We start from the raw sequence: 24,131 nt of genomic DNA, 5'->3' as shown, positions 1-24,131 counted from the left end.
ATGAGAGCTCAGGAAATCAGAGAGATGACGGCTGTGGAGCTTAATGAAAAGATCACCGAGCTTAAAAGCGAGCTTTTCAACTTAAGATTCCAGCATGCCACGAATCAGCTTGACAACCCCATGAAGATAGTTCACGTTAAGAAGGATATCGCAAGGTGCAAGACGATCCTTCGTCAAAAAGAGCTTAATGCTTAATCGGGAGGACAGCTATGGAAAGAGGCAATAGAAAAACCAGAGTCGGTATGGTAGTAAGCGACAAGATGGATAAGACCGTTGTAGTTGCCATCGTGGACAGCGTTAAGCATCCGCTTTACAAGAAGATAGTAAAGCGCACCTACAAGCTTAAGGCACATGATGAAAACAACGAGTGCCGTATCGGCGACAAGATCAAAGTAATGGAAACAAGACCGCTTTCTAAGGACAAGAGATGGCGTCTTGTGGAAATCATAGAAAAAGCAAAATAATCGCTTTAAGAATGCGGACATATGTTTAGCACATATAATCCGTTTTCGAAGTTCAACAAAGAAGGAGGAAAGCACCTTGATTCAGGCACAATCATTTTTGAGAGTAGCCGATAATACCGGCGCGAAGGAAATCATGTGCATTAAGGTCCTCGGCGGCTCGAAGAGAAAGTACGCTAACATCGGAGACGTAATAGTGGCTTCTGTTAAGAAAGCTGCTCCCGGCGGCATGGTTAAAAAAGGCGATGTTGTTAGGTGCGTAATAGTTCGTTCGGCTAAGGGCTTGAGACGTGCAGACGGAACATATATCAGATTTGACGATAATGCAGCCGTAATAATCAAAGAAGACAAAAACCCCAGGGGAACCCGTATATTCGGCCCTGTTGCAAGAGAGCTCCGCGATAAGGAATACATTAAGATCCTTTCGCTTGCTCCGGAAGTACTTTAAGGAGGTGCCAGGAAGTGAATAATAAAGTACACGTTAAAAAAGGCGACACCGTAAAGATACTTTCCGGCAAGGATAAGGGCAAGACCGGCAAGGTCTTGAGAGTTATCCCCGCTGACAGAAAAGTTGTTGTAGACGGTATAAACGTTGCAACTACTCATGTTCGCCCCAAGCGTCAGGGAGAGCGCGGAGGCATAATAAAGAAGGAGATCCCGCTCTACGCAAGTAAGGTCATAAACATCTGCCCCAAGTGCAATAAGCCGACCCGCCTTGGCCACAAGTTCTTAGAGAACGGCAAAAAGGTCCGCGTCTGCAAGCACTGCGGCGAGACCCTGTAAGCGCGAAAGGAGGATATGAAATGTCTCGTTTAAAAGAAAAATATACAAATGAAGCAGCTCCGGCGCTTATGAAGAAGTTTGAATATAAGAGTCCCATGCAGATACCGAAGCTCGACAAGGTCGTTATAAACATAGGATTAGGCGAAGCAAAGGATAACCAGAAGGCATTGGAAGGCGCGCTTTCGGACCTCGCTAACATAACGGGTCAGAAGGCGGTTATAACCAAGGCTAAGAAGTCGGTTGCAGCCTTCAAGTTAAGAGAAGGCATGAACATCGGCGCAAAGGTCACCTTACGTTCCGAGAAGATGTACGAATTCGTTGACAAGCTCTTTTCGGTAGCGCTTCCGCGAGTTCGTGACTTCAGAGGCATAAACCCCAACGCATTTGACGGACGCGGCAACTATGCGCTCGGCATTAAGGAACAGCTTATATTCCCCGAAATAGAGTACGATAAGATCGATGCTATCCGTGGTATGGATATCATATTCGTTACGACGGCAAAAACCGATGAAGAGGCCCGCGAACTGTTGTCGCTTCTTGGCGCTCCGTTCGTACGCGCTTAAATTAGGAGGTAAATAATGGCTAAAAAAGCGATGGTTTTAAAGCAGCAGGCGGAGCCTAAATTTTCCACCAGAGCATATAACAGATGCAAGATCTGCGGCCGTCCCCACGGCTATTTAAGAAAATTCGGTATTTGCCGTATCTGCTTCAGAGAGCTTGCTTACAAGGGACATATTCCCGGCGTAAAAAAGGCAAGCTGGTAATTACCTTGGAAATGAGAAGGAGGTAGTGAAAGAATGTATTTGACTGATCCGATCGCGGATATGCTTACGCGCATAAGAAATGCATCGAAGGCAAAGCATGACAGTGTCGATATACCTGCGTCAAACATGAAGAAGGCCATTGCGCAGATACTTCTCGACGAAGGTTATATCAAGAACTTTCAGATAATCAACGACGACAAGCAGGGCGTTATCAGAATCACGCTGAAATACGGCCCCGGCAAGGTAAACTCCTTAACGGGTCTCAAGCGTATATCGAAGCCCGGCCTCAGAGTTTATGCAAGCTGCGACGAGCTCCCCAGAGTACTGAAGGGACTCGGCATTGCGATAATCTCTACGTCGAAGGGCATTATGACCGACAAGGAAGCAAGAAAGCAGAACGTCGGCGGCGAAGTTTTAGCGTTTATTTGGTAATTAAGGAGGAAAAGCAGTATGTCGAGAATAGGCAGAATGCCCGTTGTGGTTCCCTCCGACGTTAAAGTCACTTTAGACGGAAACACGATTACCGTTAAAGGCCCTAAGGGCACCTTAACGCGGGAACTTCACAAGGACATGATAATTGAGATGGAAGGCAATACGATAACGGTTAAGCGTCCGAGCGACGACAAGCTTCACCGTTCACTGCACGGCCTTACGAGATCTCTTATAAACAACATGGTTGTCGGCACCAAAGATGGCTTTAAAAAGGAACTCGATGTAAACGGCGTCGGCTACAGAGTGCAGAAGCAGGGCAAGCAGCTCGTTATGGGTCTTGGTTATTCGCACCAGGTAATAATGGATGAGCCCGAAGGCATCACGATAGAGTGCCCCACTCCCAATAAGATCGTTGTTTCGGGATATGACAAGCAGGCCGTAGGTCAGTTTGCAGCCGAGATAAGAGAGAAGAGACCGCCCGAACCGTATAAGGGCAAGGGCATAAAGTATGCAGACGAAGTTATAAAGCGCAAGGAAGGTAAGACCGGCGCTAAGAAGAAGTAAGAGAGGAGTGACTGTCAGTGGTAACGAAACCCGATAAATACAAGGCGCGCGCAAAACGCCATAACAAAATAAGGCGCACACTTTCCGGTACTCCCCAAAGACCGAGACTTAACGTGTTCCGCAGCGGAAAGCACATCTATGCTCAGATCATCGATGACGTAGCGGGCAGAACTTTGGTTGCGGCTTCTTCGCTTGATAAAGAATTTGAGGGTATTGGCTCCAATAAAGAGGGCGCAAAGACTGTCGGAAAGCTCATTGCCAAGAAGGCGATTGACGCAGGCATTGAGAGTGTCGTATTCGACAGAGGCGGATATCTCTATCACGGCCGCATAAAGGAACTTGCGGACGGCGCTAGAGAAGGCGGACTGAAATTCTAAGATAAGGAGGAGAGCCATGTTAGAGAAAATTGATGCAAATGCATTGGAGCTCAGCGAGAAGGTCGTAACGATAAACCGCGTTACGAAGGTCGTTAAGGGCGGCCGTATCTACAAGTTCGCAGCGCTTGTAGTCGTTGGCGACGGCGACGGACACGTAGGCTGCGGCATGGGCAAGGCAGCCGAGGTTCCCGAGGCAATAAGAAAGGGAATAGAAGACGCGAAAAAGAACATCATAAAGGTCTCTTTGGACGAATCTACCGTGCCTCATGAGACCATAGGCGCTTTCGGAGCGGCAAGAGTTCTCTTAAAGCCGGCCGCACCCGGTACCGGCGTTATCGCAGGCGGCCCCGTTCGTGCCGTTTTGGAGCTCGCAGGCATAAAGGATATAAGAACAAAATCTCTCAGATCTAACAATCCGAGAAATGTTGTAATGGCAACGATAGCTGGTCTTGCAAGCATGAGAGACGCCGAAAAGGTAGCTTCCACTCGCGGCAGGACTGTTGAGGAGATTATTGGATAGGAGGTCAAACATCATGGCGAAATTAAAGATTACGCTCAAAAAGAGCCTTATCGGAAGAGGCGAAAAGCAGATATTGACCGCTCACTCTTTAGGCTTGAGGAAGATAAACGATGTGACCTTACAGCCCGATAACGCTCAGACTCAGGGAAAAATAAAACGCATTATACACTTGGTAGAAGTACAAGAGGAAAATTAAAAGGAGGTGTATTGCGAGATGAATTTACATGAACTTGCTCCCCAGGCCGGCTCCGTAAAGCCCGCGTACAGAAAGGGCAGAGGTCCCGGCTCCGGCAACGGCAAGACGGCCGGCAGAGGTCATAAGGGCCAGAACGCAAGAAGCGGCGGCGGTGTAAGAATAGGCTTTGAAGGCGGTCAGATGCCGCTGCAGAGACGCCTCCCCAAGAGAGGTTTTAACAACATCTTTGCTAAAACTTATGTAAGCGTTAACGTATCTGCGCTTGAAGCTTTCGAGTCGGGCGCAACTGTTGACAGCGCTGCTTTGCTTGAAGCAGGTATCATCAAAAAGGAGTGCGACGGCATAAAGATCCTCGGAGGCGGCGAGCTTACCAAGAAGCTTACGGTCAAAGCAGCTAAGTTCTCAAAAACCGCTCAGGAGAAAATTACGAACGCCGGCGGCCAAACTGAGGTGATATAGCCTATGGTAGAGACCATAAAGAACGCATGGGCGATACCGGAGCTTCGTAAAAAGATCCTGTTTACGATCCTGATGATCGTGATATTCAGAATAGGATCGGTAATCCCGGTGCCCTATATAGACCCCGTTGCGATGAACGCTTTTATGGAAGCGACAGGCGGAACAATATTCGGATTTTTAGATACTTTGACCGGCGGTGCGTTTGCCTCGGCAACGATATTCGCTCTGTCTATAACCCCGTATATCAACGCATCGATCATTATGCAGCTTTTGACTGTGGCGATCCCGGCACTCGAAAGACTTGCAAAAGAAGGCGTTGAGGGAAGAAAGAAGATCGCAAAGTACACGAGATACCTCACCGTGCTTATTGGTCTTCTCATGGGATTTGCCTATTATATGGTGCTCAGAAACCAGTTCAACGCAGTGCTTTATCCCAGCAATGTTTTTGTGGCGTTCGTAATTATACTGACGTTTACGGCGGGCACGGCATTCATCATGTGGCTCGGCGAGCAGATAACCGAATACGGCATAGGCAACGGCATATCGATAATCCTTTTTGCAGGTATTATTTCGAGAGGCCCCGCTATGGTGAAGTCGGTCATCGCAATGAATGAGTCCGGCCAGCTTAACGTTCTGACTACGATAATCCTTATTATCGTTGCAGTACTCATCGTTGCATTTGTTGTATTTATGACAAATGCCGAAAGAAGAATACCTGTACAGTACGCAAAGCGCGTTGTAGGACGCAAGATGTACGGCGGTCAGTCCACGCATATTCCGTTAAAGGTCAATATGTCCGGCGTGCTTCCGATAATCTTTGCATCGTCCATCGTAAGCTTGCCTGAGCTTATAGCAAGATTTTTGCCCGCTCCCGAAGTAGGAAGCTTCGGATATCTCGTACTGAACCTGATAAGCTCGTCTTCGTGGCTCTATGCGGTCATTTACTTCCTGCTTATCATATTCTTCAACTTCTTCTACGTGTCGATCCAGTTCAACCCGATAGAAGTTGCAAACAATTTAAAGAAAAACGGCGGATTTGTACCGGGCATTCGCCCCGGCAAGCCCACCAGCGACTATATTTCCAAGATACTGTCGAAGGTCATAGTTATAGGCGCTATCTTCTTAGGCCTTATCGCAGTGCTTCCGATATTCTTCTCGAGAGCGCTCGGCATGAACCTCTACTTCGGCGGCACCTCGCTCCTCATAGTAGTAGGCGTTGCACTTGATACCGTAAAGCAGATGGAGTCCCAGATGCTTATGAGACATTACAAGGGCTTCTTGGAATAGGAGGAAACTCAGATGAAACTTATATTTTTGGGCGCTCCCGGCGCAGGCAAAGGAACTCAGGCGGAATTTGTTTGCAAGGAGCTTAACATTCCCGCAATATCTACGGGAGCTATAATCAGAGCGGCGCTGAAAAATCAGACTGAGCTCGGTCGTAAGGCTGAGTCCTACATGAAGTCCGGCGCGCTCGTTCCCGATGAGGTAGTTATCGAGATCATCAAGGAACGTCTCGGAGAGGACGACTGCAAGAACGGTTTTCTTTTAGACGGATTTCCGCGCACTGTCGTACAGGCTGAGGCTCTTGAGAGCATGGGAATAGATATAGACCGTGTGGTAAACATCGTTTTAGGCGACGACGTAATAATCGACCGCCTTACGAACAGACGCGTGTGCGAAGGCTGCGGAGCGACTTATCATCTTATAAGCTTGCCGTCAAAGGACAACGTTCACTGCGACAAATGCGGTAAGAAGCTTATTTTAAGAAAAGACGACGAACCCGAGACCGTTGTAAACCGTCTGAAGATTTACCACGAACAGACTCAGCCGCTTGAAGATTTTTATGCTAAAAAGGATAAGCTGATAAATATCGACGGTAAGCGCGAACTTAAAGCAGTTACCGCTGATATTTTAGCCGCCCTGAAAGGTTAGAGGGATATGATCTACATCAAATCCCGTTTGGAGATTGAGTGTATGCGCGAAGCGGGGAAGATAGCCGGAGGCGCCAGGGCGCTGGCGGCCTCGCTGTGCAAGCCGGGCGTTTCCATGCTCGACATCGACAGAAAGGTCCATGCCTACATCACGCGCCACAAGGCGACGCCGTCGTTTTTAAACTACGGTGGTTTCCCTAACAGCGTATGCATTTCGATCAACGACGTTGTAATACACGGCATACCCTCGGAAAGAAAACTGAAAGAGGGAGATATCGTGAGCATCGACGTGGGTGCGCTTTATAAGGGCTTTCACGGAGACTGTGCCGATACGATACCCGTGGGAGATGTTTCCGATGAGGCAAAAAAGCTTATCGAAGTGACAAGGCAATCTTTCTTTGAAGGGTTGAAAATGGCGAAAGAGGGCAATCGCCTGGGCGACATTTCAAACGCAATCGGCACGTATGCCGAAAGCTTTGGATACGGCGTTGTTGACAAGTACGTGGGCCACGGTATCGGCAGAGAGCTTCACGAGGATCCGCCTGTACCGAATTTCGGAAGGGCAGGTCACGGTATACGCCTAAGAGAAGGCCTGGCGCTGGCAATAGAGCCAATGATAAACGCCGGCACGCGCGACGTATACGTTGACGATGATAAATGGACGGTTCACACGGCTGACGCAAGGCTGTCGGCGCATTATGAGAACACGGTGGTTATTACGGGAGATGAACCTATAATAACGACTCTTGTGGAATGAGGTACGTCATGGATGACATCATTATTTCCAGCATCGTCCGTTCACTCAACGGACGCGACGAGGGAAGGTTGTTCGTGGTCATAGGTTTTCCGAAAGAAAATCATGTATCGATTGCTAACGGCAGACAGCGTAAGATCGAATCGCCTAAGATAAAGAAGCTCAAGCATATTGAGCTTGTAACGCAAAGCAGCACGCGCACGGCGCAGAAGCTGCGCACAGGCGATAAGGTCACAAATGCCGAATTGCGAAGAGAGATCGCCGGAGTGGAAAACTGTTCCGACGAAGCTTCAGATTCTATGACAGGGGGTATTTAATCATGGCTAAGGATGATGTAATTGAAGTAGAGGGTAAAGTAGTTGAAGCGCTTCCTAATGCTACATTCATGGTTGAGCTTCCCAACGGTCACAAGGTTTTGTCGCACATTTCCGGAAAACTCAGATTGAATTTCATAAGGATTCTGCCCGGCGACAAGGTGACCCTCGAGATGAGCCCGTATGATCTTACGCGCGGCAGGATAACGTGGCGCGCGAAATAAACCGCATACGAAAACAGACGGCGTATTTACGCCGAAAGATGCGAAACGGAGGAGAAAACGATGAAAGTTAGACCGTCGGTAAAACCGATTTGCGAAAAATGCAAAATCATAAAGCGTAAAGGCAAGGTTATGGTAATTTGCGAAAACCCGAAGCACAAGCAGAAGCAGGGCTAAAATTTTAATGGAGGTGAAAGTTTAATGGCTAGAATAGCAGGCATTGACCTTCCCAGAGATAAGAGAGTTGAAATAGGACTCACGTATATCTACGGAATAGGCAGAAGCCATGCTCAGGAGATATTAAAGAACTCCGGTATCAATCCCGATACGAGAGTAAAGGATCTGAGCGAGGATGAAGTAGCGCTTATAAGAGATTATATAGATAAGCACTTTGAGGTTGAGGGCGACCTTAGACGTACTGTTGCGCTTGACATAAAGCGCCTTACCGAAATAGGCTGCTATCGCGGTATAAGACACAGAAGAGGCCTTCCCGTTCGCGGACAGCGTACAAAGACTAACGCTCGCACGAGAAAAGGTCCCAAGAAGACAATCGCCAATAAGAAGAAGTAAGAAGGGGAGGGACAGATTTGGCTAAAGCAACGCAGAAGAAGGGCGGAAGAAAGCGCATCGTAAGAAAGAATATCGAGCGCGGCGCAGCTCATATCCGCTCCTCGTTTAACAATACGATAGTAACGATAACCGATACGCAGGGCAATGCTATTTCCTGGGCGTCGGCAGGCGGACTGGGCTTCAGAGGTTCGAGAAAATCCACTCCGTTCGCAGCTCAGACGGCAGCGGAGACCGCAGCCAAGGCAGCAATGGAGCATGGACTCAAGTATGTTGAGGTTTTTGTAAAGGGCCCCGGTTCGGGCAGAGAAGCGGCAATACGTGCATTACAGACTGCCGGTCTTGAAGTAAGCATGATAAAGGACGTTACTCTCATCCCGCACAACGGATGCAGACCGCCTAAGCGCAGACGTGTCTAATTAAAGGAGGAAAAATCATGGCAAAGAATATGCAACCTATAGTAAAGCGCTGCAGAGAGCTTGGTATTTCGCCGTCAGTTATGGGCTATACGTCTGCTTCGAAGAGTGAATCCATCCGCGATCCCAAAAAGGACAGACGCAGAAAGTCCAGCGAATATGGCATTCAGTTAAAGGAAAAGCAGAAGGTAAAGTTCATATACGGTATTCTGGAGAAGCAGTTCCGTATGTATTACGAGAAGGCAGTTAGAGCGCGCGGCATCACCGGTGAGGTTTTGCTTACGACTATTGAAAGACGCCTTGATAACGTCGTTTACCGCGCAGGCTTCGCTATGACGAGAAGAGAAGCTCGCCAGCTCGTAAATCACGGCCATTTCTTAGTAAACGGAAAATCTGTGAACATCCCGTCCTATCTTATCAATTCCGGCGACGTTATAACTATAAAGGACAGAAGCCGCGAGTCTGTTGCTTTCAAGCGCCTGCTCGGCGAGGATGCGCCCAAGTTCACCATCCCCGCATGGATAGAGCGTGAGAAGACGGAGCTTAAAGCTACAATAACGAGACTGCCTCTTAGAGAAGATATTGACTTTGATGTTCAAGAACATCTTATCGTTGAGTTGTACTCCAAGTAAAATTCGGGTACGGCGCTTGCAGTTGTTTACCTTTTCGGCGAAGGCTGCAAGTCCTATATATTACCCTCGAAAGGCAACGAACCAGATTGTGTGATGTGTGTACTGCGAAACATACATGACATTATCCATTAAAACAGATGATTCCAAGGAGGGTTATTTTTGTGATCGAGATTCAAAAGCCTAATATAACACACGAGAACGCCGCTGATAAAGACCCGTGCTACGGTAAATTCGTTATTGCGCCTTTAGAGCGCGGATACGGAACGACACTCGGCAATTCACTTCGCCGCGTGCTGCTTTCTTCGCTTCCGGGCGTTGCCGTTACGAGCGTAAAGATAGACGGCGTACAGCATGAATTCACAACAATCCCGGGAGTTAAAGAGGACGTAAGCGAGATAATACTTAATTTAAAGCAGCTTACGGCAAAGCTTCACTCGGAAGGCATGAAGACCCTTTATATCTCTGCGCAGGGCGAATGCGAAGTCACTGCGGGCAGCATAAAGGAAGATTCCGATGTTGAAATATTAAATCCGGATTTGCACATAGCGACACTTGGACCTGATGCCAAGCTTCATATGGAGATAACCATAAACAAGGGACGAGGATACATTTCCGCAGAACGCAACAAGACGTTGTACCAGTTTCCTGCCGTTGACACGATCCCGGTAGATTCGATTTATACGCCTGTGCTCAAGGTAAATTATTACGTTGAAGCTCACCGCGTAGGTCAGATAACAGACTACGACCGTCTTACGATAGAAATATGGACCGACGGTACGATATCTCCGAATGAGAGCGTTTCTCTGGGCGCTAAGATATTAAATGAACACCTGTCGCTCTTTGTTGAGCTTTCCGATGACGCCATGAACGCTGAGATCATGGTCGGCAAGGAAGAAGTCAACAAGGAAAAGGTGCTCGAAATGACTATTGAAGAGCTGGATCTTTCCGTTCGCTCCTTCAACTGTCTGAAGCGCGCGGGAATAAATACGGTTGAGGATTTGACAAACCGAACTGAGGACGACATGATGAAAGTTCGTAATCTCGGTAGAAAATCACTTGACGAAGTAGTCAACAAGCTTATCGCATTAGGACTTAACTTAAAGAAAGAGGAAGAATAAAGCCTCTCTGAGATTTTTAATAAGGAGGTTCACGAACAATGTCTAAAGCACGTAAGCTCGGCAGACCTACCGACCATCGCCGTGCGATGCTTCGCGCAATGGTTACTTATCTGCTTGAGAATGGCAAAATAGAGACGACCGTTACCAGAGCGATGGAGGTTGGCCCCATTGCCGAAAAAATGATAACGCTCGGAAAGAAGAATACGCTTCATGCGCGCCGCCGCGCAATGGCTTATATCACTAAGGAGGAAGTTGTACACAAGCTCTTTACTGAGATAGCTCCCGGTTATGAAGGCCGCAACGGCGGTTATACGCGCATAGTTAAAATCGGTCCCCGCCGCGGCGACGCAGCAGAGATGGCGATTATCGAGCTTGTATAATCGAGTATAAGTTAATAAACGGGCGGAAGCAGCGATGTTTCCGCCCGTTTCATTGAAAGCAGCATGGATTTTTGGAACGGAGACGGTCTTATGTTAATGGAAAAAGAGCGCAGTCTCGTAGTAGAATACGGGAAAAAGCTTATAACTAACGGGCTGACTACCGGCACGGGAGGAAATATAAGCATTTTCGATTCCTCAACGGGGCTTATGGCGATAAGCCCGAGCGGAGTCGATTATTTTGAGACGACTCCCGCCGACGTAGTCGTGATGCGTGCGGCCGACCATGAAAAGCTTGACGGAGATATGAAGCCCTCAAGCGAATACAGGCTCCACAGCATCTTTTATCAGAACAGGCCTGACGTACGAGCCGTCGTGCATACTCATTCGCCTTACGCGACGGCGCTTGCGACGCTTGGCGAGGGGCTTCCCGCTTCTAGCTATCTCGTGGCGTTCGCGGGGCCGGACGTGCGCTGCGCTCCGTATCGCACATACGGCACGGCGGAGCTTGCTTCGGCCGCATGTGAATATATGGAAGGGCGAAACTGCGTGCTTCTTGCAAATCACGGCCTTGTGGCCGGCGCGGGCGATATAAAAAGCGCATTTCATATCGCCATGACGATAGAGGAATGCTGCCGCACTTATCAGCTTGCGAGAAGCATGGGAAAGCCGCTCATTCTCCCCGAGGACGAGATGCGGCGCCTTATGGAGAAGTTCAAATCATACGGCCAGTAACGCGGTGCGCGAGTATTTAAAAGGAGCTTAAAATGAGCAGAGAGCTTGAAAAATATCAGCTTGTGGAACGCAGCATATCGAAAAAATTCCGTAAGGAGCTGTGGAATCCCTTTATTGCTGCGGTAAAGCGATATGAGCTTATCAGCGAGGGCGACCGCATAGCCGTGTGCATTTCCGGAGGCAAGGATTCGATGGCAATGGCAAAGCTTCTTCAGCTTCTTTTGCGATTCAGCGAATTTCCGTTTGAGCTTGTGTTTCTCGTGATGGATCCGGGATATAACAAAGAGAACCGGGAAAAGATCGAGTACAACGCGAAGCTTTTGAATATACCCATAACAGTTTTTGAGACTGATATTTTCGACGTTGCGAACAATACGGAAAAATCGCCTTGCTACCTTTGCGCACGTATGCGTCGCGGCCACCTGTACAGCAAGGCAAAGTCTCTCGGCTGCAATAAGATAGCGTTGGGACATCATTTTAACGACGTTATCGAAACAACCGTGATGGGTATGTTCTACGGCGCGCAGCTTCAGGGCATGATGCCGAAGCTGCACAGCACGAACTTCGAAGGTATGGAGCTTATCCGTCCGCTCTACTGCGTCCACGAGGACAGCATAATACGCTGGAAGAATTATAACGGCCTTGAATTCATAAGATGCGCATGCCGCTTTACGGAGAAGATCGACGAAGCGGGCGGCGCGGGAGAGACGTCGAAGCGGCAGGAAGTGAAAATGCTCTTAAAGGAGTTAAAGAAGAATAATCCCGATATAGAAAAGTGCATTTTCAACAGTATCCATTCCGTCGTGCTTGATACGTTTCCTGCGTATAAGACGAAAGGTGAGACGCACGTTTTTTTGGAAAAATATTGACGCCCGACCGCTTTTGCGTTGATATTATGAATTTCGGTTGACTTTTATAATGGCTGAATATATAATTAAATAGTATTTATTTAGATGATTAAAGTATTGACGCCGAAAAACGGCGGTTTAGCGAAGTAGCCGCAAGGCAAAAACAAAAGCGATACGCGGCCGGTATTTTCCGACTGCTTATTGTATATAAAAATAAAATAAAAGGGGTAAAGAAAAATGAATGCAAAAAGAATTCTGGCTCTCGTGCTTGCGATTATATTTGCGTTTGCATTCGCAGCATGCAGCAACCAGAGCAAAACCGAAGAGCCTGCTACCGATGACGGCGCGGGCGAAGCTGTTGTTTACAACGTAGGCGTATGCCAGCTCATTCAGCACGTTGCACTTGACGCTGCAACTCAGGGCTTCTGCGACGCGCTCGTTGCGACGCTCGGCGAAGACAGCGTGAACATTGACGTTCAGAACGCTTCCGGCGACTCGAACGCTTGCTCGACTATCGTAAACAACTTCGTTTCCAAGAAATACGACCTTATCATGGCCAACGCAACGCCTGCACTCCAGGCCGCTGCATCGGCTACCGCTGATATCCCGATCCTTGGTACCTCCATCACTGAGTATGGCGTAGCTCTTGAGATCGCCGACTTTAACGGCACCGTAGGCGGCAACATCTCCGGTACGTCCGACCTTGCTCCGCTTGATCAGCAGGCAGCTATGATCGTGGAATTATTCCCCGATGCACAGAACATCGGCCTTCTCTACTGCTCGGCTGAGCCGAACTCGCAGTATCAGATCGACGTTGTATCCGCAGAGCTTACGGCACAGGGCAAGACCGTTAAGCTTTACTCCTTCTCCGACGCTAACGACATCGCGGCTGTATGCACCACCGCAGTTTCCGAGTGCGACCTTATCTACGTTCCCACTGACAACACCGTTGCTTCCTCCGCAGGTATAGTTGACGGTATCTGCCGTCCGGCAAAGGTTCCGGTAGTTGCAGGCGAAGAGGGCATCTGCTCTGTATGCGGCACCGTTACCCTGTCGATAGACTACTATGACCTTGGCTATGCAACCGGTCTTATGGCTGCAAAGATCCTTGCAGAGGGCGCTGACATCTCCACGATGCCCATCGAATACGCTCCGCAGGTTACCAAGAAGTACAATGCTGAAATATGCGCAGAGCTTGGCGTAGCAGTACCCGAAGATTACGTTGCTATCGCAACCGAAGCAGATGCGGAAGCAGAAGCTGACGCTGATGCAGAGGCAGAGGCAGAGGTGGAGGCTGAGGCTGAGGCAGAAGCTGAAACTGAACCGGAAGCTTAATTTTCGCCAAGTATAGTTCGGAGGCCTTTTAATGAACATTCTAAGCTTGTTAGGCAGTATGCCGGGCGCCGTGGCCCAGGGCTTTATCTGGGGCATAATGGCGATAGGCGTTTACATAACTTTCAAAATACTTGATTTTGCCGACCTTACCGTCGACGGCTCGATGTGTACGGGCGGCGCGGTATGCGTAATGATGATGATAAGCGGTCACAGCATATTCGTATCGTTCCTCGTGGCCGTCATCGTCGGTATGATAACCGGTCTCGTTACGGGCCTGTTCCATACGTTTATGGGCATACCGGCAATACTTGCAGGTATTTTGTCACAGCTTGCGCTGTATTCTGTCAATCTGAAGATAATGGGCAAGGCAAATCAGGCGCTGAGCGTCCGAAATTATGACCTGCTCGTTTCGCTGCAGTATTTAAGGGATGTGCCGTTTTATAAAAACTCGATATTCGTTATTGCAGTTATCGTGATCGTGCTCATCGCTGTACTGTATTGGTTCTTCGGTACGGAATTCGGCAGTTCGATAAGGGCAACCGGATGCAACCTGAATATGAGCCGCGCGCAGGGCATAAATACGAACTTCAACACCGTGTTTGCGCTTATGCTTTCAAACGGCATCGTTGCGCTGTCAGGCGCGCTTCTTGCACAGTATCAGGGCTTCGCCGACGTTCAGATGGGACGCGGCGCAATAGTTATAGGCCTAGCCGCAGTTATCATAGGTGAGGCGATCATCGGCAGATTTTTCTCAAATTTTGCGGTACAGCTTTTGGCTGTCGCCCTCGGCGGCGTCGTTTATTACATAGTTTATCAGATAGTTATCTGGTGCGGAATAGACACCGACCTTTTGAAAATGCTCTCGGCGATAGTGGTAGCGCTTTTCCTCGGAATACCTTACTGGAAATCGCATTACGGTTCGGGGTCAAAAGGGGGAAAGAAGAATGCTTGAGCTTAAAGATATACACAAGACGTTCAATCCCGGCACTGTCAACGCAAAGACTGCGCTTGCCGGCGTTGACCTGGTATTGAACGAGGGCGACTTCGTAACGGTCATAGGCGGCAACGGCGCCGGCAAGAGCACCATGCTCAACGCCATAGCAGGCGTATGGAAGCCCGACCGCGGCACTATAATGATAGACAGCACCAATGTTACTTCGATGCCAGAGTTTAAAAGAGCAAAGTATCTGGGACGAGTGTTCCAGGACCCGATGATGGGTACTGCCGCGACGATGAGCATACTTGAGAATCTTGCGCTTGCCGCAAGGCGCGGACAGATGCGCGGTCTCGGCTGGGGCATAACGACCGCCGAAAAGACGGAGTATCGAGAGATGCTTAAAACGCTCGACCTTGGCCTTGAGGACAGACTCACCACGAAGGTAGGTCTTTTATCGGGCGGTCAGCGCCAGGCAATTACGCTGCTCATGGCTTCGATAAAGAAGCCGAAGGTGCTGCTCTTAGATGAGCATACGGCGGCGCTTGACCCGAAAACGGCGCAGAAGGTGCTTGCGCTTTCGGACAAGATAATCTCCGATCACAATCTTACGACGCTCATGATAACGCATAATATGCGCGACGCCATTGCCTACGGCAACCGTCTTGTCATGATGAACGAAGGAAAGATCATGTTCGACATTTCGGGCGACGACAAGAAAAATCTTACGGTCGAAGACCTGCTTGAAAAATTCAGCGCAAAAAGCGGCGAGGAATTTGCGAACGATAAAGCCCTGCTTTCGTAAAAGCTTTATAAAAAGAATAAACGTGATGATCTTCATGAGAAGACCATCACGTTTTTGTTTTCTTTTCCGTGAGAGAGTTCAAACTTAACGGGCAAGCATTGCAAATCCGAAATCGGCTATGGAGTATGCGGGGATCTCCGTTTGGAAAATATAATCGGTCAGTTCAAACGCTTCAAGAAGCAAGACCTGGGCGATCGCCTCGTGCGTGTAAACAACGTCTTCATCTTGGCTCAATGCGCCGCCTGTGCTGTAAAAGCTCAGCTCGGTCGATTCATCGAGCGTGGGCGCGTAGAAAAATCCAGCAGCCTCAAGCTTATCGGAGGAGTATGCGTTAGGCAAATATTCATATCCGTATATATACGGCGGAGTCTCTTCGAATAAAACGGTCGTCAGCATCATTATCCCCATATCGGAAGACACGTATGAAGTGGTAATGGCGATATTTCCGCTAGAGGGGTAATATCCTATAAGATAAAGCGATGCGCCGCCGTATTCGTCGTTGTCGGACGCACTGAACATATAGGCCTTCGTACCGTCCTCGACCGTATCAAGGCTTCCGTTCTGCATTATCCACGATTTGAGCGCGCCGAAGGCCGCCTTCTGCCTTTCGGGCGACTGTGCTGCGGATGCGCCTCCCGTCTGCAAGACGGTCGCTTTTGAAAGCGGTGTAAGAGATGCTTTACTATATCCGGTAACGTAAGAGAGAGGCACGGCAAGATTTAATAGCTGGCCGTCAACGTACGAGCCGCACGTTATGCCTATCGCTTCGCCGTATTTATTTATGAGCGCTCCGCCGCTAGAACCGCTTGAGATAGCCGCGCTCGTCTGTATATAATACTGTCCCTCGATCAGGCGGGAGGGATTTGATATGATGCCCTGGGATATGGTGTTCTGAAGGCCCAGAGGACTTCCTATGGCGTAGACTGTCGCACCGCCTGTCGAGGGGGTGGTATTCATTGCGAGGACAGGGAAGCCGGTGCCGCTTATCTTTATAACGGCCCAGTCTTCCGATTCGTTATAGCCGTAAACGCCCTCAACGTCAAGTGTGCGTCCCGTTTCCGAGAGCGCTATTTTTGCACTTTTTGCATTCTCGATCACATGATAATTTGTTATTGCCGTACCGTCGGAGCCTATAAAGAATCCGCTTCCGCTCATAAGTGCGTTTCCGTGAGAATCATACGTCTCGATGTAGAAAACTGCGGGAGCGCAATCTGCGTATATCTGTTCCGCCGTAAGCTCCTGTTTTGCGTTTTCGCCCGATGATGTCTTTGCATTTATAAGCGAAACGTCGTAAACGGAGTCGAACTGTCCTTCCGTGAATACGCCCATTGAAATGAGCTTCTGCGCAAGCGTCTGACTGGAATTTTTGAGGTAGGCCGAAAGCGCGGCATACGACACGCTTACGACGTCGGCGCGAATGAAATCTTGCGTATCAACGTAAGAGGGGAGTATCCCGACGGTTTTTGAAAGCGCAAAGGGTGAAGTCCAATCAAAATCGGCGCCGTTCTCATCGGAATAACCGAGCGCGCGAAGCATAAAGGTGAGATAAATATTTGAATTTGCCGCAGCCTAGCCGCCGAATCGCGTGGAAGAAATGCCGTTTGTCAGTCCGTTTTCGTATCCATACGCCACGTATCTGTCAGCCCATGACGGCACGTCGGTGAACGGGTGAGAATACGTGCAGTCAAGAGCTTCGCTCTCACGCCCGAGCGTTCGTATGAGCATGACGAGCGCTTCCGTGCGCGTCGGCGCTCTCTCCAAGTCGAAATCGCTGTCGGAAACGCCGCGAAAGAGGCCGAGCGACTTTAAAGAAACGGCAAGACCGGCTTCAAACGAGGTGTCGCGCGCCTGCGCGGCCAACGCGCCCGTAGACATCATACCTAATAAAATAACGACGCAAACAAAAACACATATTATCCGTTTTTTCACGTCAACACCTCCCGTTATTAAGTAAATATAGTACATAAATATTGACTTATATTTCTAATATACAGCATAAAACATGAAAGCGCAACTTATTTATATATATAAAAACTGTTTTTTTATAAAAGACTTCACATCAAAGCAAAATAGTGTATAATAAAAAAATACGACGTTTTATGAAAAAATAAATTTTAAGGAGTTTCTTTTATGCCGCGTAAAATAATCCTCTCGCCGCACGCCGGATTTTGCTTCGGCGTAAAGCGTTCGGTGGAAATGGCCTACGGTGCAGTGGAGCAGAACTCGCAGAATCTATATATGCTGGGTGAGATAATACATAACGACCTTGTAGTAAACGAGCTCATAAAAAAAGGGGTCAAGCTTATACATTCGCCCGACGAGATAAAGGGAGAGAATGCCCGCGTTATAATCCGCGCTCACGGCGAGGCAAAAAAAATCTACGACAGACTGGGCGAGCTGGGAGTAGAGTGCATCGATACGACCTGCCCGTTCGTAAGAAAGATACATCGCATAGTCGAAAAGCACCACGAAGCGGGCGATGAGATAATAATAATAGGCGACAAGGCGCATCCGGAGGTGATAGGCATCAACGGATGGTGCGAAGACAGCGCAAATATTTATAAAACTTTAAATGAATTGCAAACAGGGCTTGAAAATTCTGTCGCATTTGATATAATGAATACTAACGTATGCTTGGTAGCTCAGACGACTATCAATAAAGCAAACTGGCGCAGATGTCTGTCATACGTTAAAGCAAACATACCGAATGCGAAAACGCACGACACGATCTGCCTTGCAACTGAAGAACGGCAGAATGATGCGGCCGAGATATCAAAGGTTTCCGATACCGTGATAGTTATCGGCGGCAGAAAAAGCTCCAATACATTGAAGCTTGTTGAAGTATGCCGTGAGCATTGCAAGAACGTGTTTCATATTGAAACGCCAAAAGAGCTTAAGAGCATCACGATTGGGAGAGACGACAAGGTAGGTATAACTGCCGGCGCGTCTACACCCGCCTTTATAATTAGGGAGGTTATTGAAAGAATGGAAGACGAAAAAATAATCATGGACAACAACGAGGAGTTAAGCTTTGCGGAGGCTGTTGAACAATCCATCAAATCTTTACATACAGGAGACGTTGTAACCGGTATTGTAAGCAAGATTTTACCCGGAGAGATAAGACTGGACCTGGGCACTAAGCAGGACGGCTACATTCCGGCGGATGAGTTCACTTCCGATCCCAACGCTAACTTAAACGATCTTGTTAAGGTCGGCGACGAGGTCGAAGCGTTTGTTGTGAGAGTATCTGACGTTGAAGGCGTTATCATGCTCTCAAAGAAGAAGATCGACTCTATGAAGATGTGGAAAGAAGTAGAAGCGGCTGTAGAAGATCAGAGAGTACTTTCCGGCGTTGTTACAGAGGCCGTAAGAGGCGGCGTTGTAGTTATGGTAAACGGCGTAAGAGTATTCGTGCCGGCGTCACTTGCGGCAGAGCGCTACACCGAAGATCTTTCCGGCCTTGTAGGCACAAATGTTGATTTACGCATACTTGAGATCAATCGCCAGAGAAAAAGAGTTATCGGCTCTATAAAGAGCGTTCTTGTTGAGCGCAAGGCGGAAGCCGCTAAGAAGATCTGGGACGAGATCGAAGTAGGCAAGGCTTACAAGGGTATAGTTAAGTCTATAATGCCCTACGGCGCTTTTGTTGATATTGGCGGCGTTGACGGTATGTTACATATTTCCGAGATGTCATGGCAGCGCATAAAGAATCCGTCTGAGATCATGGCAGTAGGCGATGAGATCGACGTATTCATTTTAAAGCTTGACACGGAAGGTGAGAAGAAGAAGATATCGCTTGGTCACAAAAAGCCCGAGGACAATCCGTGGGAGATCTTCAAGTCCAAGTACAACGTAGGTGACGTTGTTTCCTGCCGTATAATCAAGCTTATGCCTTTCGGTGCATTTGCACAGATAGTGCCCGGAGTGGACGGTCTTATCCATGTATCGCAGATCGCTCAGAAGCATATTCCGAGCCCCGAAAGCGAGCTTTCTATCGATCAGGTAGTCGACGCGAAGATAACGGCTATCGACTTCGAGAAGAAGAAGGTCAACCTGAGCATACGCGCGCTTCTCGACGCAGCATCAAAGGAAGTTTCAGAGAACGCTGAAGCACAGGCAGCTCAGACTGAAGAGACTGCAGAGAGCGAAGCGGCTCCCGCAGAGGCTCCGGCAGACGCAGAGTAAGAAACAAAAAATGTAAAAAACGGGATCGGTATGAGTCCGCCCCCGTTTTTTGATACGAAAAAAGAACGTGCCACGGCACGTTCTTTTATTGCGTACTTTTTAAACCGACTTCTGATTAAACCGCACGTTCAACCTTATTAGATCTTAAGCATCTGGTGCAAACATTTATTTTCTTTTTGCTGCCGTTTACGATTGCATTGACCTTCTTTACATTCGGCTTCCAACTGCGGTTGCTTCTTCTGTGCGAGTGGGATACAGCGATGCCGAAAGTAACGCCCTTTCCGCAGATATCACATTTTGCCACGATCTACACCTCCCCTTGATTGATCAGAAAAATCCGAAAACGGATACATACATATTTCAACTTGTATAGTTTATCAGAGAAATCGGCTAAATGCAAGCCTTTTTTTCGTATTTTCAAAAAAATTTACTTAAACGCCTGTGCGCATTAAAAAAGCATAGCCAAAAGCAGCGAATAGATATATAATTATATTATCACGAAAACGAGGTGTATTGCAATGGAAGAACGCGCTTATATTTTAGTAAAAGATTTGATAGACGACTTTAATCTTGAAGTGATAATCGCCCCCGACGGATTTGAAAACAAGAGGATATACTCCTCGGATATGATGCGTCCGGGACTTCAGCTTGCCGGATATTTCGACCACTTTGACCCCGGACGAGTACAGATCTTCGGCAGGGTGGAGATGAGTTATCTTGAAAAGCTTTCGGCGCAGGAACGCTCAAAGGCGCTTGAGGCATACTTTCAAAAGGAGCTTTCCGTTGTGGTGATAGCGCGCAATCTGCCCGTATTTACCGAGATGGCGCCGCTTGCGCACAAGTACAATACTCCTATACTTCGCACAAGCGCAAAGACATCCCAGTTTGTGAGTGAGCTTGTATACTACCTGAACCGCCGCCTGTCAAAGGTGATCTCGTGCCACGGAGTGCTTGTTGAGGTATACGGCGAGGGCGTGCTTTTTATGGGAGAAAGCGGCGTTGGTAAAAGTGAGACGGCAATAGAGCTTATAAAGCGCGGACACATTCTGATAGCCGACGACGCGGTGCTCATCCGCAAGATATCCGACAGGGAAATACTCGGCATGGCGCCGGACCTTATAAAGCACCTTATGGAAATACGAGGCATAGGAATAATAGACATAAAGAACTTGTTCGGTATAGGCGCCGTAAAGGATTCGACAGTTATCGATCTCGTTATAAATTTAGAGACGTGGGACGATAATAAATATTACGACAGGCTCGGAACAGACGGTGAGTATTCTCAGTTTTTCGACGTTAAGATCCCCTCGGTGACGATACCCGTAAAGCCCGGACGAAACCTGGCAGTTATTATCGAAACGGCGGCAATGAACAACCGTCAGAAGCGCATGGGATACAATGCGCTCGACGAGCTTGACCAGCGTATGAAGCAGCAGGAGCTGAAGGAACGCATAGATAAGGCGAAGGGAATGTAAGGAGGCAGACGTATGATAAAAGCGGATTTACATTGCCATACGCTTGCAAGCGCGCATGCGTACAGCACGCTTTTGGAGCTTTTGACCTTTGCAAAAAAGAAAGGCCTTGAAGTTTTGGCAATGACGGATCACGCGCCGGCGCTTCCGGATTCGCCGAATATATGGCATTTCAGAAATTTGAGAACTCTGCCCGACGAATACGAGGGAATAAGGATATTGCGCGGAGTCGAAGCCAATATAACGGATGAGAACGGCACTCTCGATATGCCGGAAAAGCTTCTTTCTTCTCTTGACTGGGTGATAGCATCGTTTCACGACGACGCATACCGTGGCGCGGATATAAGCACGAATACGAAGACTTGGCTGAATATTATTAAGAATCCGCACGTAAATATGTTGGGACACCCCGACAGGCTGCCGTTCGAGTTCGACCATGAGACGGTCATAAAGGCCTGCCGCGAATATGGGAAAGTCGTAGAGATAAACAACCACTCCTTCAGAATGAAGCGCGGAAGCACGCGCGACATCGAGGATATCGTGCGCGTATGCAAAAAATACGGCGTACTTCTCGCGATAAACTCCGACGCGCACGTATGCTTTGACGTGGGAGAGGTGTCCGACGCGCAGCGGCTGATAGAAGATATGGGTTACGATAAAGATCTCGTGCTTAATTATTCTCCAGAGCTAATAATGGAGATCGTTTCTCAAAAGAGAGGTACAAATGGATAAAAGCAGTTTTTCTATTCTTGACAAGTATAATTTAAAGACAGAGTTCGACGTGCCGCTTAAAGAGTATACTTCTTTCAAGATAGGCGGTCCGGCCGACGCAATGGTGACTGCATATGACGACGATGCGCTAAAAGCGGCGCTCGCGTTTGCAAAAAAAAGCAGGCTGCCCGTATTTATACTCGGCGGCGGCTCAAATATACTCGTGTCTGACGATGGTCTAAGAGGCATGGTAATAAATATGGAGGGCTTTTCGGAGCTTTCGCTCGTTTCCGACGATACGATATTTGCGGGCGCAGGCGTAAGAATGTCACGTATTGCGGCGTTTGCGAGAGACTGCGCGCTCTCGGGGCTTGAATTTGCAAGCGGGATACCGGGAACGCTGGGGGGCGCGGTATATATGAATGCAGGAGCGTACGGCGGCGAGATCAAGGATGTAGTTATACGCACGAAATATGTGACTTTTGACGGTAAAACGGGAGAAACGACAGGAAATGAACATGGCTTTTCTTATCGCAGCAGCTCGTTTTGCGACTCGGATAAGATAATCACGGGCTCGTATATCAAACTGAAGCACGGCGAACGCGCCGAGATAACGGCGCTTATGAAAGATATGAACAAGCGCCGCGCCGATAAGCAGCCACTATCGTTTCCCAGCGCGGGAAGTACTTTCAAGCGCCCGACAGGCGACTTTGCCGGCCGCCTTATAGAGGCGAGCGGATTAAAGGGCGCGTCGTGCGGCGGCGCGCAGGTCAGCGAGAAGCACGCCGGATTTATAATAAATACGGGCAGCGCAAGTGCGCGCGATGTTTACGAGCTTATACGCCATGTACAAAATGAAGTAAAAAAGCATAAGGGAGTCGAGCTTCAGACAGAGGTGAAGCTCATAGGCGATTTTTCATATGCGAAAGACGGGTGTAAAAGTGGAGAATAACGAGACATTTACAATAGATATCAGCTCTTTCGGATATAAATACGGCGCGCCTGCAAATGTAAATCTGCTTTTTGACGTGCGTATTATGCCGAATCCGTATTATGACGAAAGCCTGCGGGATTTCTGCGGCATGGATGAGCCGATACGAAAGTTTATGGAGGAGCACGGCGAATGCAATGATTTTTACGAAAAAATGTCGCGTTTTGCCTTTTATTATATAGAAGAAAGCAAAAAGGCGGATAAAAGCGTATCCGTTGCGTTCGGATGTACGGGCGGCAGACACCGATCGGTATATTTTGCGCACCGGTTTTTCCTTGACTGCAAAAGAAACGGATATGATGCGCGCGTTTATCATCGTGAACTCGGAGGAGAAAATGAGCTTTTCAACAAAGGTTAAGGACGAGCTTTGCAACTTCAAATATACTAAAAAGCCGTGCTGCGCCGATGCGTTCCTTACGGGGGTGCTGCTTTTTTCGCAGGTTTTTACAGAGGAAAGAATCGTGCTTTCGTCCGATTGCAAGGAATTTCTCGACAGAACTGTGGCTTCTCTTCGCAAGCTTGTGGGGATCGAAGTATCGGATATTGCCGAGTTTTCGCGCGCGGGGCGCATTCTTTATAAAATCGAACTTACGGGCAGCACTGTCTTACATCTTTATGAAGCGGCTCATTCTATGCCGCTTTCTTTGGAAGAGGGCGCGCTTATAAAAAAATGCGACAGGGCAGCTTTTTTAAGAGGGGCTTTTTGCGCGGCCGGATACGTGTCGGAGCCGGAGTCATCGTATCATCTTGAGATAGACGCGCCCGACGAAAAGCTGTGCTTACTTATTACGCAGGTTTCGGCCTCGCTTGGAGCAGAGCTTAAAACGGCGCCGCAAAGGGGCAAAAAAACGCGCGCTTATATGAAAAACGCCGATGAAGTATTTGCATTTTTAAATATGCTGGGCGCATCATCGGCGTCGCTTCGCCTTATGGAAGCGAAGGTCATAAAGGAAGTGCGCAACAACATAAACCGCCGAGTTAATTTTGAAACGGCAAATCTTTTAAAAACGGCTTCTGCTTCGGCCGAACAGATAGAGGCGATAGAAAAGATAAAGCGCGAAAAAGGATTTGAGTTTTTGCCGGCGCATCTTAAGGAGCTGGCTGAACTGAGGCTTGAAAATCCGGACATGTCGCTTGCACAGCTTGGCGAACGTTTAAGCCCTCCGCTTTCACGAAGCGGAGTAAATCACCGGCTTAAAAAACTAGTTGAGCTTTCCAGATCGTGAGGT

Annotated in this window: 37 protein-coding genes; 34 read left to right on the top strand and 3 right to left on the bottom strand. The window is 48.4% G+C overall.

Features of this window, described 5'->3' with window-relative positions; all coding sequences use genetic code 11:
• From rpmC to IJG50_00225, 28 genes are all read left to right on the top strand, one after another.
• Positions 1-195 carry a 50S ribosomal protein L29 gene (gene rpmC / locus IJG50_00360; GenBank protein ID MBQ3378300.1) on the top strand — a complete coding sequence of 65 codons (195 nt, stop codon included), beginning with the start codon at positions 1-3 and terminating at the stop codon, positions 193-195.
• A 14-nt stretch (positions 196-209) separates the two neighbouring features.
• Positions 210-464: a 30S ribosomal protein S17 gene (gene rpsQ, locus IJG50_00355; protein ID MBQ3378299.1), complete on the top strand. Its 255-nt coding sequence runs from the start codon at positions 210-212 to the stop codon at positions 462-464.
• Positions 465-540: 76 nt separating this feature from the next.
• Entirely contained in the window at positions 541-909 is a 369-nt protein-coding gene (rplN, locus tag IJG50_00350) for a 50S ribosomal protein L14 (protein MBQ3378298.1), read from the top strand.
• Between the two features lie 14 nt (positions 910-923).
• Positions 924-1,244 carry a 50S ribosomal protein L24 gene (gene rplX, locus IJG50_00345; protein ID MBQ3378297.1) on the top strand — a complete coding sequence of 107 codons (321 nt, stop codon included), beginning with the start codon at positions 924-926 and terminating at the stop codon, positions 1,242-1,244.
• Between the two features lie 20 nt (positions 1,245-1,264).
• Positions 1,265-1,807, top strand: coding sequence for a 50S ribosomal protein L5 (gene rplE / locus IJG50_00340; GenBank protein MBQ3378296.1), 543 nt, complete (start codon positions 1,265-1,267; stop codon positions 1,805-1,807).
• Positions 1,808-1,822: 15 nt separating this feature from the next.
• Positions 1,823-2,008 carry a type Z 30S ribosomal protein S14 gene (locus tag IJG50_00335; GenBank protein MBQ3378295.1) on the top strand — a complete coding sequence of 62 codons (186 nt, stop codon included), beginning with the start codon at positions 1,823-1,825 and terminating at the stop codon, positions 2,006-2,008.
• A 33-nt stretch (positions 2,009-2,041) separates the two neighbouring features.
• Positions 2,042-2,440: a 30S ribosomal protein S8 gene (gene rpsH, locus IJG50_00330; protein ID MBQ3378294.1), complete on the top strand. Its 399-nt coding sequence runs from the start codon at positions 2,042-2,044 to the stop codon at positions 2,438-2,440.
• Positions 2,441-2,458: 18 nt separating this feature from the next.
• Positions 2,459-3,004: a 50S ribosomal protein L6 gene (gene rplF / locus IJG50_00325; GenBank protein ID MBQ3378293.1), complete on the top strand. Its 546-nt coding sequence runs from the start codon at positions 2,459-2,461 to the stop codon at positions 3,002-3,004.
• A 17-nt stretch (positions 3,005-3,021) separates the two neighbouring features.
• Positions 3,022-3,381: a 50S ribosomal protein L18 gene (gene rplR, locus IJG50_00320; GenBank protein ID MBQ3378292.1), complete on the top strand. Its 360-nt coding sequence runs from the start codon at positions 3,022-3,024 to the stop codon at positions 3,379-3,381.
• Positions 3,382-3,397: 16 nt separating this feature from the next.
• Positions 3,398-3,901, top strand: a complete 504-nt coding sequence (gene rpsE, locus IJG50_00315; protein ID MBQ3378291.1) for a 30S ribosomal protein S5 — start codon at positions 3,398-3,400, stop codon at positions 3,899-3,901.
• A gap of 13 nt (positions 3,902-3,914) precedes the next feature.
• Positions 3,915-4,097 carry a 50S ribosomal protein L30 gene (rpmD, locus tag IJG50_00310; protein ID MBQ3378290.1) on the top strand — a complete coding sequence of 61 codons (183 nt, stop codon included), beginning with the start codon at positions 3,915-3,917 and terminating at the stop codon, positions 4,095-4,097.
• Between the two features lie 18 nt (positions 4,098-4,115).
• Positions 4,116-4,556, top strand: a complete 441-nt coding sequence (gene rplO, locus IJG50_00305; protein MBQ3378289.1) for a 50S ribosomal protein L15 — start codon at positions 4,116-4,118, stop codon at positions 4,554-4,556.
• 3 nt (positions 4,557-4,559) lie between these two features.
• On the top strand, positions 4,560-5,843 hold the full coding sequence (gene secY, locus IJG50_00300) for a preprotein translocase subunit SecY (GenBank protein MBQ3378288.1): 1,284 nt from the start codon (positions 4,560-4,562) through the stop codon (positions 5,841-5,843).
• Positions 5,844-5,855: 12 nt separating this feature from the next.
• Positions 5,856-6,488 carry an adenylate kinase gene (locus IJG50_00295; protein MBQ3378287.1) on the top strand — a complete coding sequence of 211 codons (633 nt, stop codon included), beginning with the start codon at positions 5,856-5,858 and terminating at the stop codon, positions 6,486-6,488.
• Between the two features lie 6 nt (positions 6,489-6,494).
• Complete coding sequence (gene map / locus IJG50_00290; protein ID MBQ3378286.1) at positions 6,495-7,244, top strand: type I methionyl aminopeptidase; 750 nt, start codon at positions 6,495-6,497, stop codon at positions 7,242-7,244.
• An 8-nt stretch (positions 7,245-7,252) separates the two neighbouring features.
• A complete protein-coding gene (locus IJG50_00285) occupies positions 7,253-7,558 on the top strand; it encodes a KOW domain-containing RNA-binding protein (GenBank protein ID MBQ3378285.1) in 306 nt (101 codons plus the stop codon).
• A 2-nt stretch (positions 7,559-7,560) separates the two neighbouring features.
• Positions 7,561-7,779 (top strand): translation initiation factor IF-1, encoded by a 219-nt coding sequence (infA, locus tag IJG50_00280; GenBank protein MBQ3378284.1) that lies wholly within the window; start codon positions 7,561-7,563, stop codon positions 7,777-7,779.
• A gap of 60 nt (positions 7,780-7,839) precedes the next feature.
• Positions 7,840-7,953: a 50S ribosomal protein L36 gene (gene rpmJ, locus IJG50_00275; protein MBQ3378283.1), complete on the top strand. Its 114-nt coding sequence runs from the start codon at positions 7,840-7,842 to the stop codon at positions 7,951-7,953.
• 24 nt (positions 7,954-7,977) lie between these two features.
• Positions 7,978-8,346: a 30S ribosomal protein S13 gene (rpsM, locus tag IJG50_00270; GenBank protein MBQ3378282.1), complete on the top strand. Its 369-nt coding sequence runs from the start codon at positions 7,978-7,980 to the stop codon at positions 8,344-8,346.
• A 17-nt stretch (positions 8,347-8,363) separates the two neighbouring features.
• Positions 8,364-8,762 (top strand): 30S ribosomal protein S11, encoded by a 399-nt coding sequence (gene rpsK / locus IJG50_00265; protein MBQ3378281.1) that lies wholly within the window; start codon positions 8,364-8,366, stop codon positions 8,760-8,762.
• A gap of 17 nt (positions 8,763-8,779) precedes the next feature.
• On the top strand, positions 8,780-9,391 hold the full coding sequence (gene rpsD, locus IJG50_00260; GenBank protein ID MBQ3378280.1) for a 30S ribosomal protein S4: 612 nt from the start codon (positions 8,780-8,782) through the stop codon (positions 9,389-9,391).
• A gap of 161 nt (positions 9,392-9,552) precedes the next feature.
• A complete protein-coding gene (locus IJG50_00255; GenBank protein ID MBQ3378279.1) occupies positions 9,553-10,509 on the top strand; it encodes a DNA-directed RNA polymerase subunit alpha in 957 nt (318 codons plus the stop codon).
• Between the two features lie 38 nt (positions 10,510-10,547).
• Positions 10,548-10,889, top strand: a complete 342-nt coding sequence (gene rplQ, locus IJG50_00250; GenBank protein MBQ3378278.1) for a 50S ribosomal protein L17 — start codon at positions 10,548-10,550, stop codon at positions 10,887-10,889.
• Positions 10,890-10,979: 90 nt separating this feature from the next.
• Positions 10,980-11,621: an L-fuculose-phosphate aldolase gene (locus tag IJG50_00245; protein MBQ3378277.1), complete on the top strand. Its 642-nt coding sequence runs from the start codon at positions 10,980-10,982 to the stop codon at positions 11,619-11,621.
• Between the two features lie 32 nt (positions 11,622-11,653).
• Positions 11,654-12,490, top strand: coding sequence for a tRNA 2-thiocytidine biosynthesis protein TtcA (locus IJG50_00240; GenBank protein MBQ3378276.1), 837 nt, complete (start codon positions 11,654-11,656; stop codon positions 12,488-12,490).
• 216 nt (positions 12,491-12,706) lie between these two features.
• Positions 12,707-13,804: an ABC transporter substrate-binding protein gene (locus tag IJG50_00235; GenBank protein ID MBQ3378275.1), complete on the top strand. Its 1,098-nt coding sequence runs from the start codon at positions 12,707-12,709 to the stop codon at positions 13,802-13,804.
• Positions 13,805-13,835: 31 nt separating this feature from the next.
• Positions 13,836-14,756, top strand: a complete 921-nt coding sequence (locus IJG50_00230; GenBank protein MBQ3378274.1) for an ABC transporter permease — start codon at positions 13,836-13,838, stop codon at positions 14,754-14,756.
• Positions 14,749-15,543, top strand: coding sequence for an ABC transporter ATP-binding protein (locus IJG50_00225; GenBank protein MBQ3378273.1), 795 nt, complete (start codon positions 14,749-14,751; stop codon positions 15,541-15,543). The genes IJG50_00230 and IJG50_00225 overlap by 8 nt, the downstream gene beginning before the upstream one ends.
• Positions 15,544-15,627: 84 nt before the next feature.
• Here the strand turns inward: IJG50_00225 and IJG50_00220 are convergent, their stop codons facing one another.
• The gene (locus IJG50_00220) at positions 15,628-17,079 is read right to left on the bottom strand and encodes a trypsin-like peptidase domain-containing protein (protein ID MBQ3378272.1); all 1,452 of its coding nucleotides are present in this window, start codon (positions 17,077-17,079) and stop codon (positions 15,628-15,630) included.
• Between the two features lie 33 nt (positions 17,080-17,112).
• A complete protein-coding gene (locus IJG50_00215; protein ID MBQ3378271.1) occupies positions 17,113-17,472 on the bottom strand; it encodes an S-layer homology domain-containing protein in 360 nt (119 codons plus the stop codon).
• 201 nt (positions 17,473-17,673) lie between these two features.
• On the opposite strand from IJG50_00215, the gene IJG50_00210 reads away from it, so the two are divergent.
• Positions 17,674-19,728 (top strand): bifunctional 4-hydroxy-3-methylbut-2-enyl diphosphate reductase/30S ribosomal protein S1, encoded by a 2,055-nt coding sequence (locus IJG50_00210; protein ID MBQ3378270.1) that lies wholly within the window; start codon positions 17,674-17,676, stop codon positions 19,726-19,728.
• A 115-nt stretch (positions 19,729-19,843) separates the two neighbouring features.
• Here IJG50_00210 and IJG50_00205 read toward each other — a convergent pair whose 3' ends face one another.
• Positions 19,844-20,032, bottom strand: a complete 189-nt coding sequence (locus IJG50_00205) for a 50S ribosomal protein L28 (GenBank protein ID MBQ3378269.1) — start codon at positions 20,030-20,032, stop codon at positions 19,844-19,846.
• 214 nt (positions 20,033-20,246) lie between these two features.
• Here IJG50_00205 and hprK point away from each other — a divergent pair, with 214 nt between their 5' ends.
• From hprK to whiA, 5 genes are read left to right on the top strand one after another with little or no spacing between them, the layout of a single operon-like run.
• A complete protein-coding gene (hprK, locus tag IJG50_00200; GenBank protein MBQ3378268.1) occupies positions 20,247-21,203 on the top strand; it encodes an HPr(Ser) kinase/phosphatase in 957 nt (318 codons plus the stop codon).
• A gap of 12 nt (positions 21,204-21,215) precedes the next feature.
• Positions 21,216-21,932 (top strand): phosphatase, encoded by a 717-nt coding sequence (locus IJG50_00195; GenBank protein MBQ3378267.1) that lies wholly within the window; start codon positions 21,216-21,218, stop codon positions 21,930-21,932.
• Positions 21,925-22,863, top strand: coding sequence for a UDP-N-acetylmuramate dehydrogenase (gene murB / locus IJG50_00190; protein ID MBQ3378266.1), 939 nt, complete (start codon positions 21,925-21,927; stop codon positions 22,861-22,863). The genes IJG50_00195 and murB overlap by 8 nt, the downstream gene beginning before the upstream one ends.
• The gene (locus IJG50_00185; GenBank protein ID MBQ3378265.1) at positions 22,832-23,260 is read left to right on the top strand and encodes a hypothetical protein; all 429 of its coding nucleotides are present in this window, start codon (positions 22,832-22,834) and stop codon (positions 23,258-23,260) included. Before murB ends, IJG50_00185 begins: the two co-directional genes overlap by 32 nt.
• The gene (gene whiA / locus IJG50_00180) at positions 23,238-24,128 is read left to right on the top strand and encodes a DNA-binding protein WhiA (protein MBQ3378264.1); all 891 of its coding nucleotides are present in this window, start codon (positions 23,238-23,240) and stop codon (positions 24,126-24,128) included. Before IJG50_00185 ends, whiA begins: the two co-directional genes overlap by 23 nt.
• The last annotated feature ends 3 nt before the right edge of the window (positions 24,129-24,131 follow it).

The sequence above is a fragment of the Clostridia bacterium genome (genome assembly GCA_017405765.1).
Lineage (GTDB): Bacteria > Bacillota > Clostridia > Oscillospirales > RGIG577 > RGIG577.
Note: the sequence above shows the minus strand (reverse complement) of the source record. Positions and strands in the feature narration are given on the sequence as shown.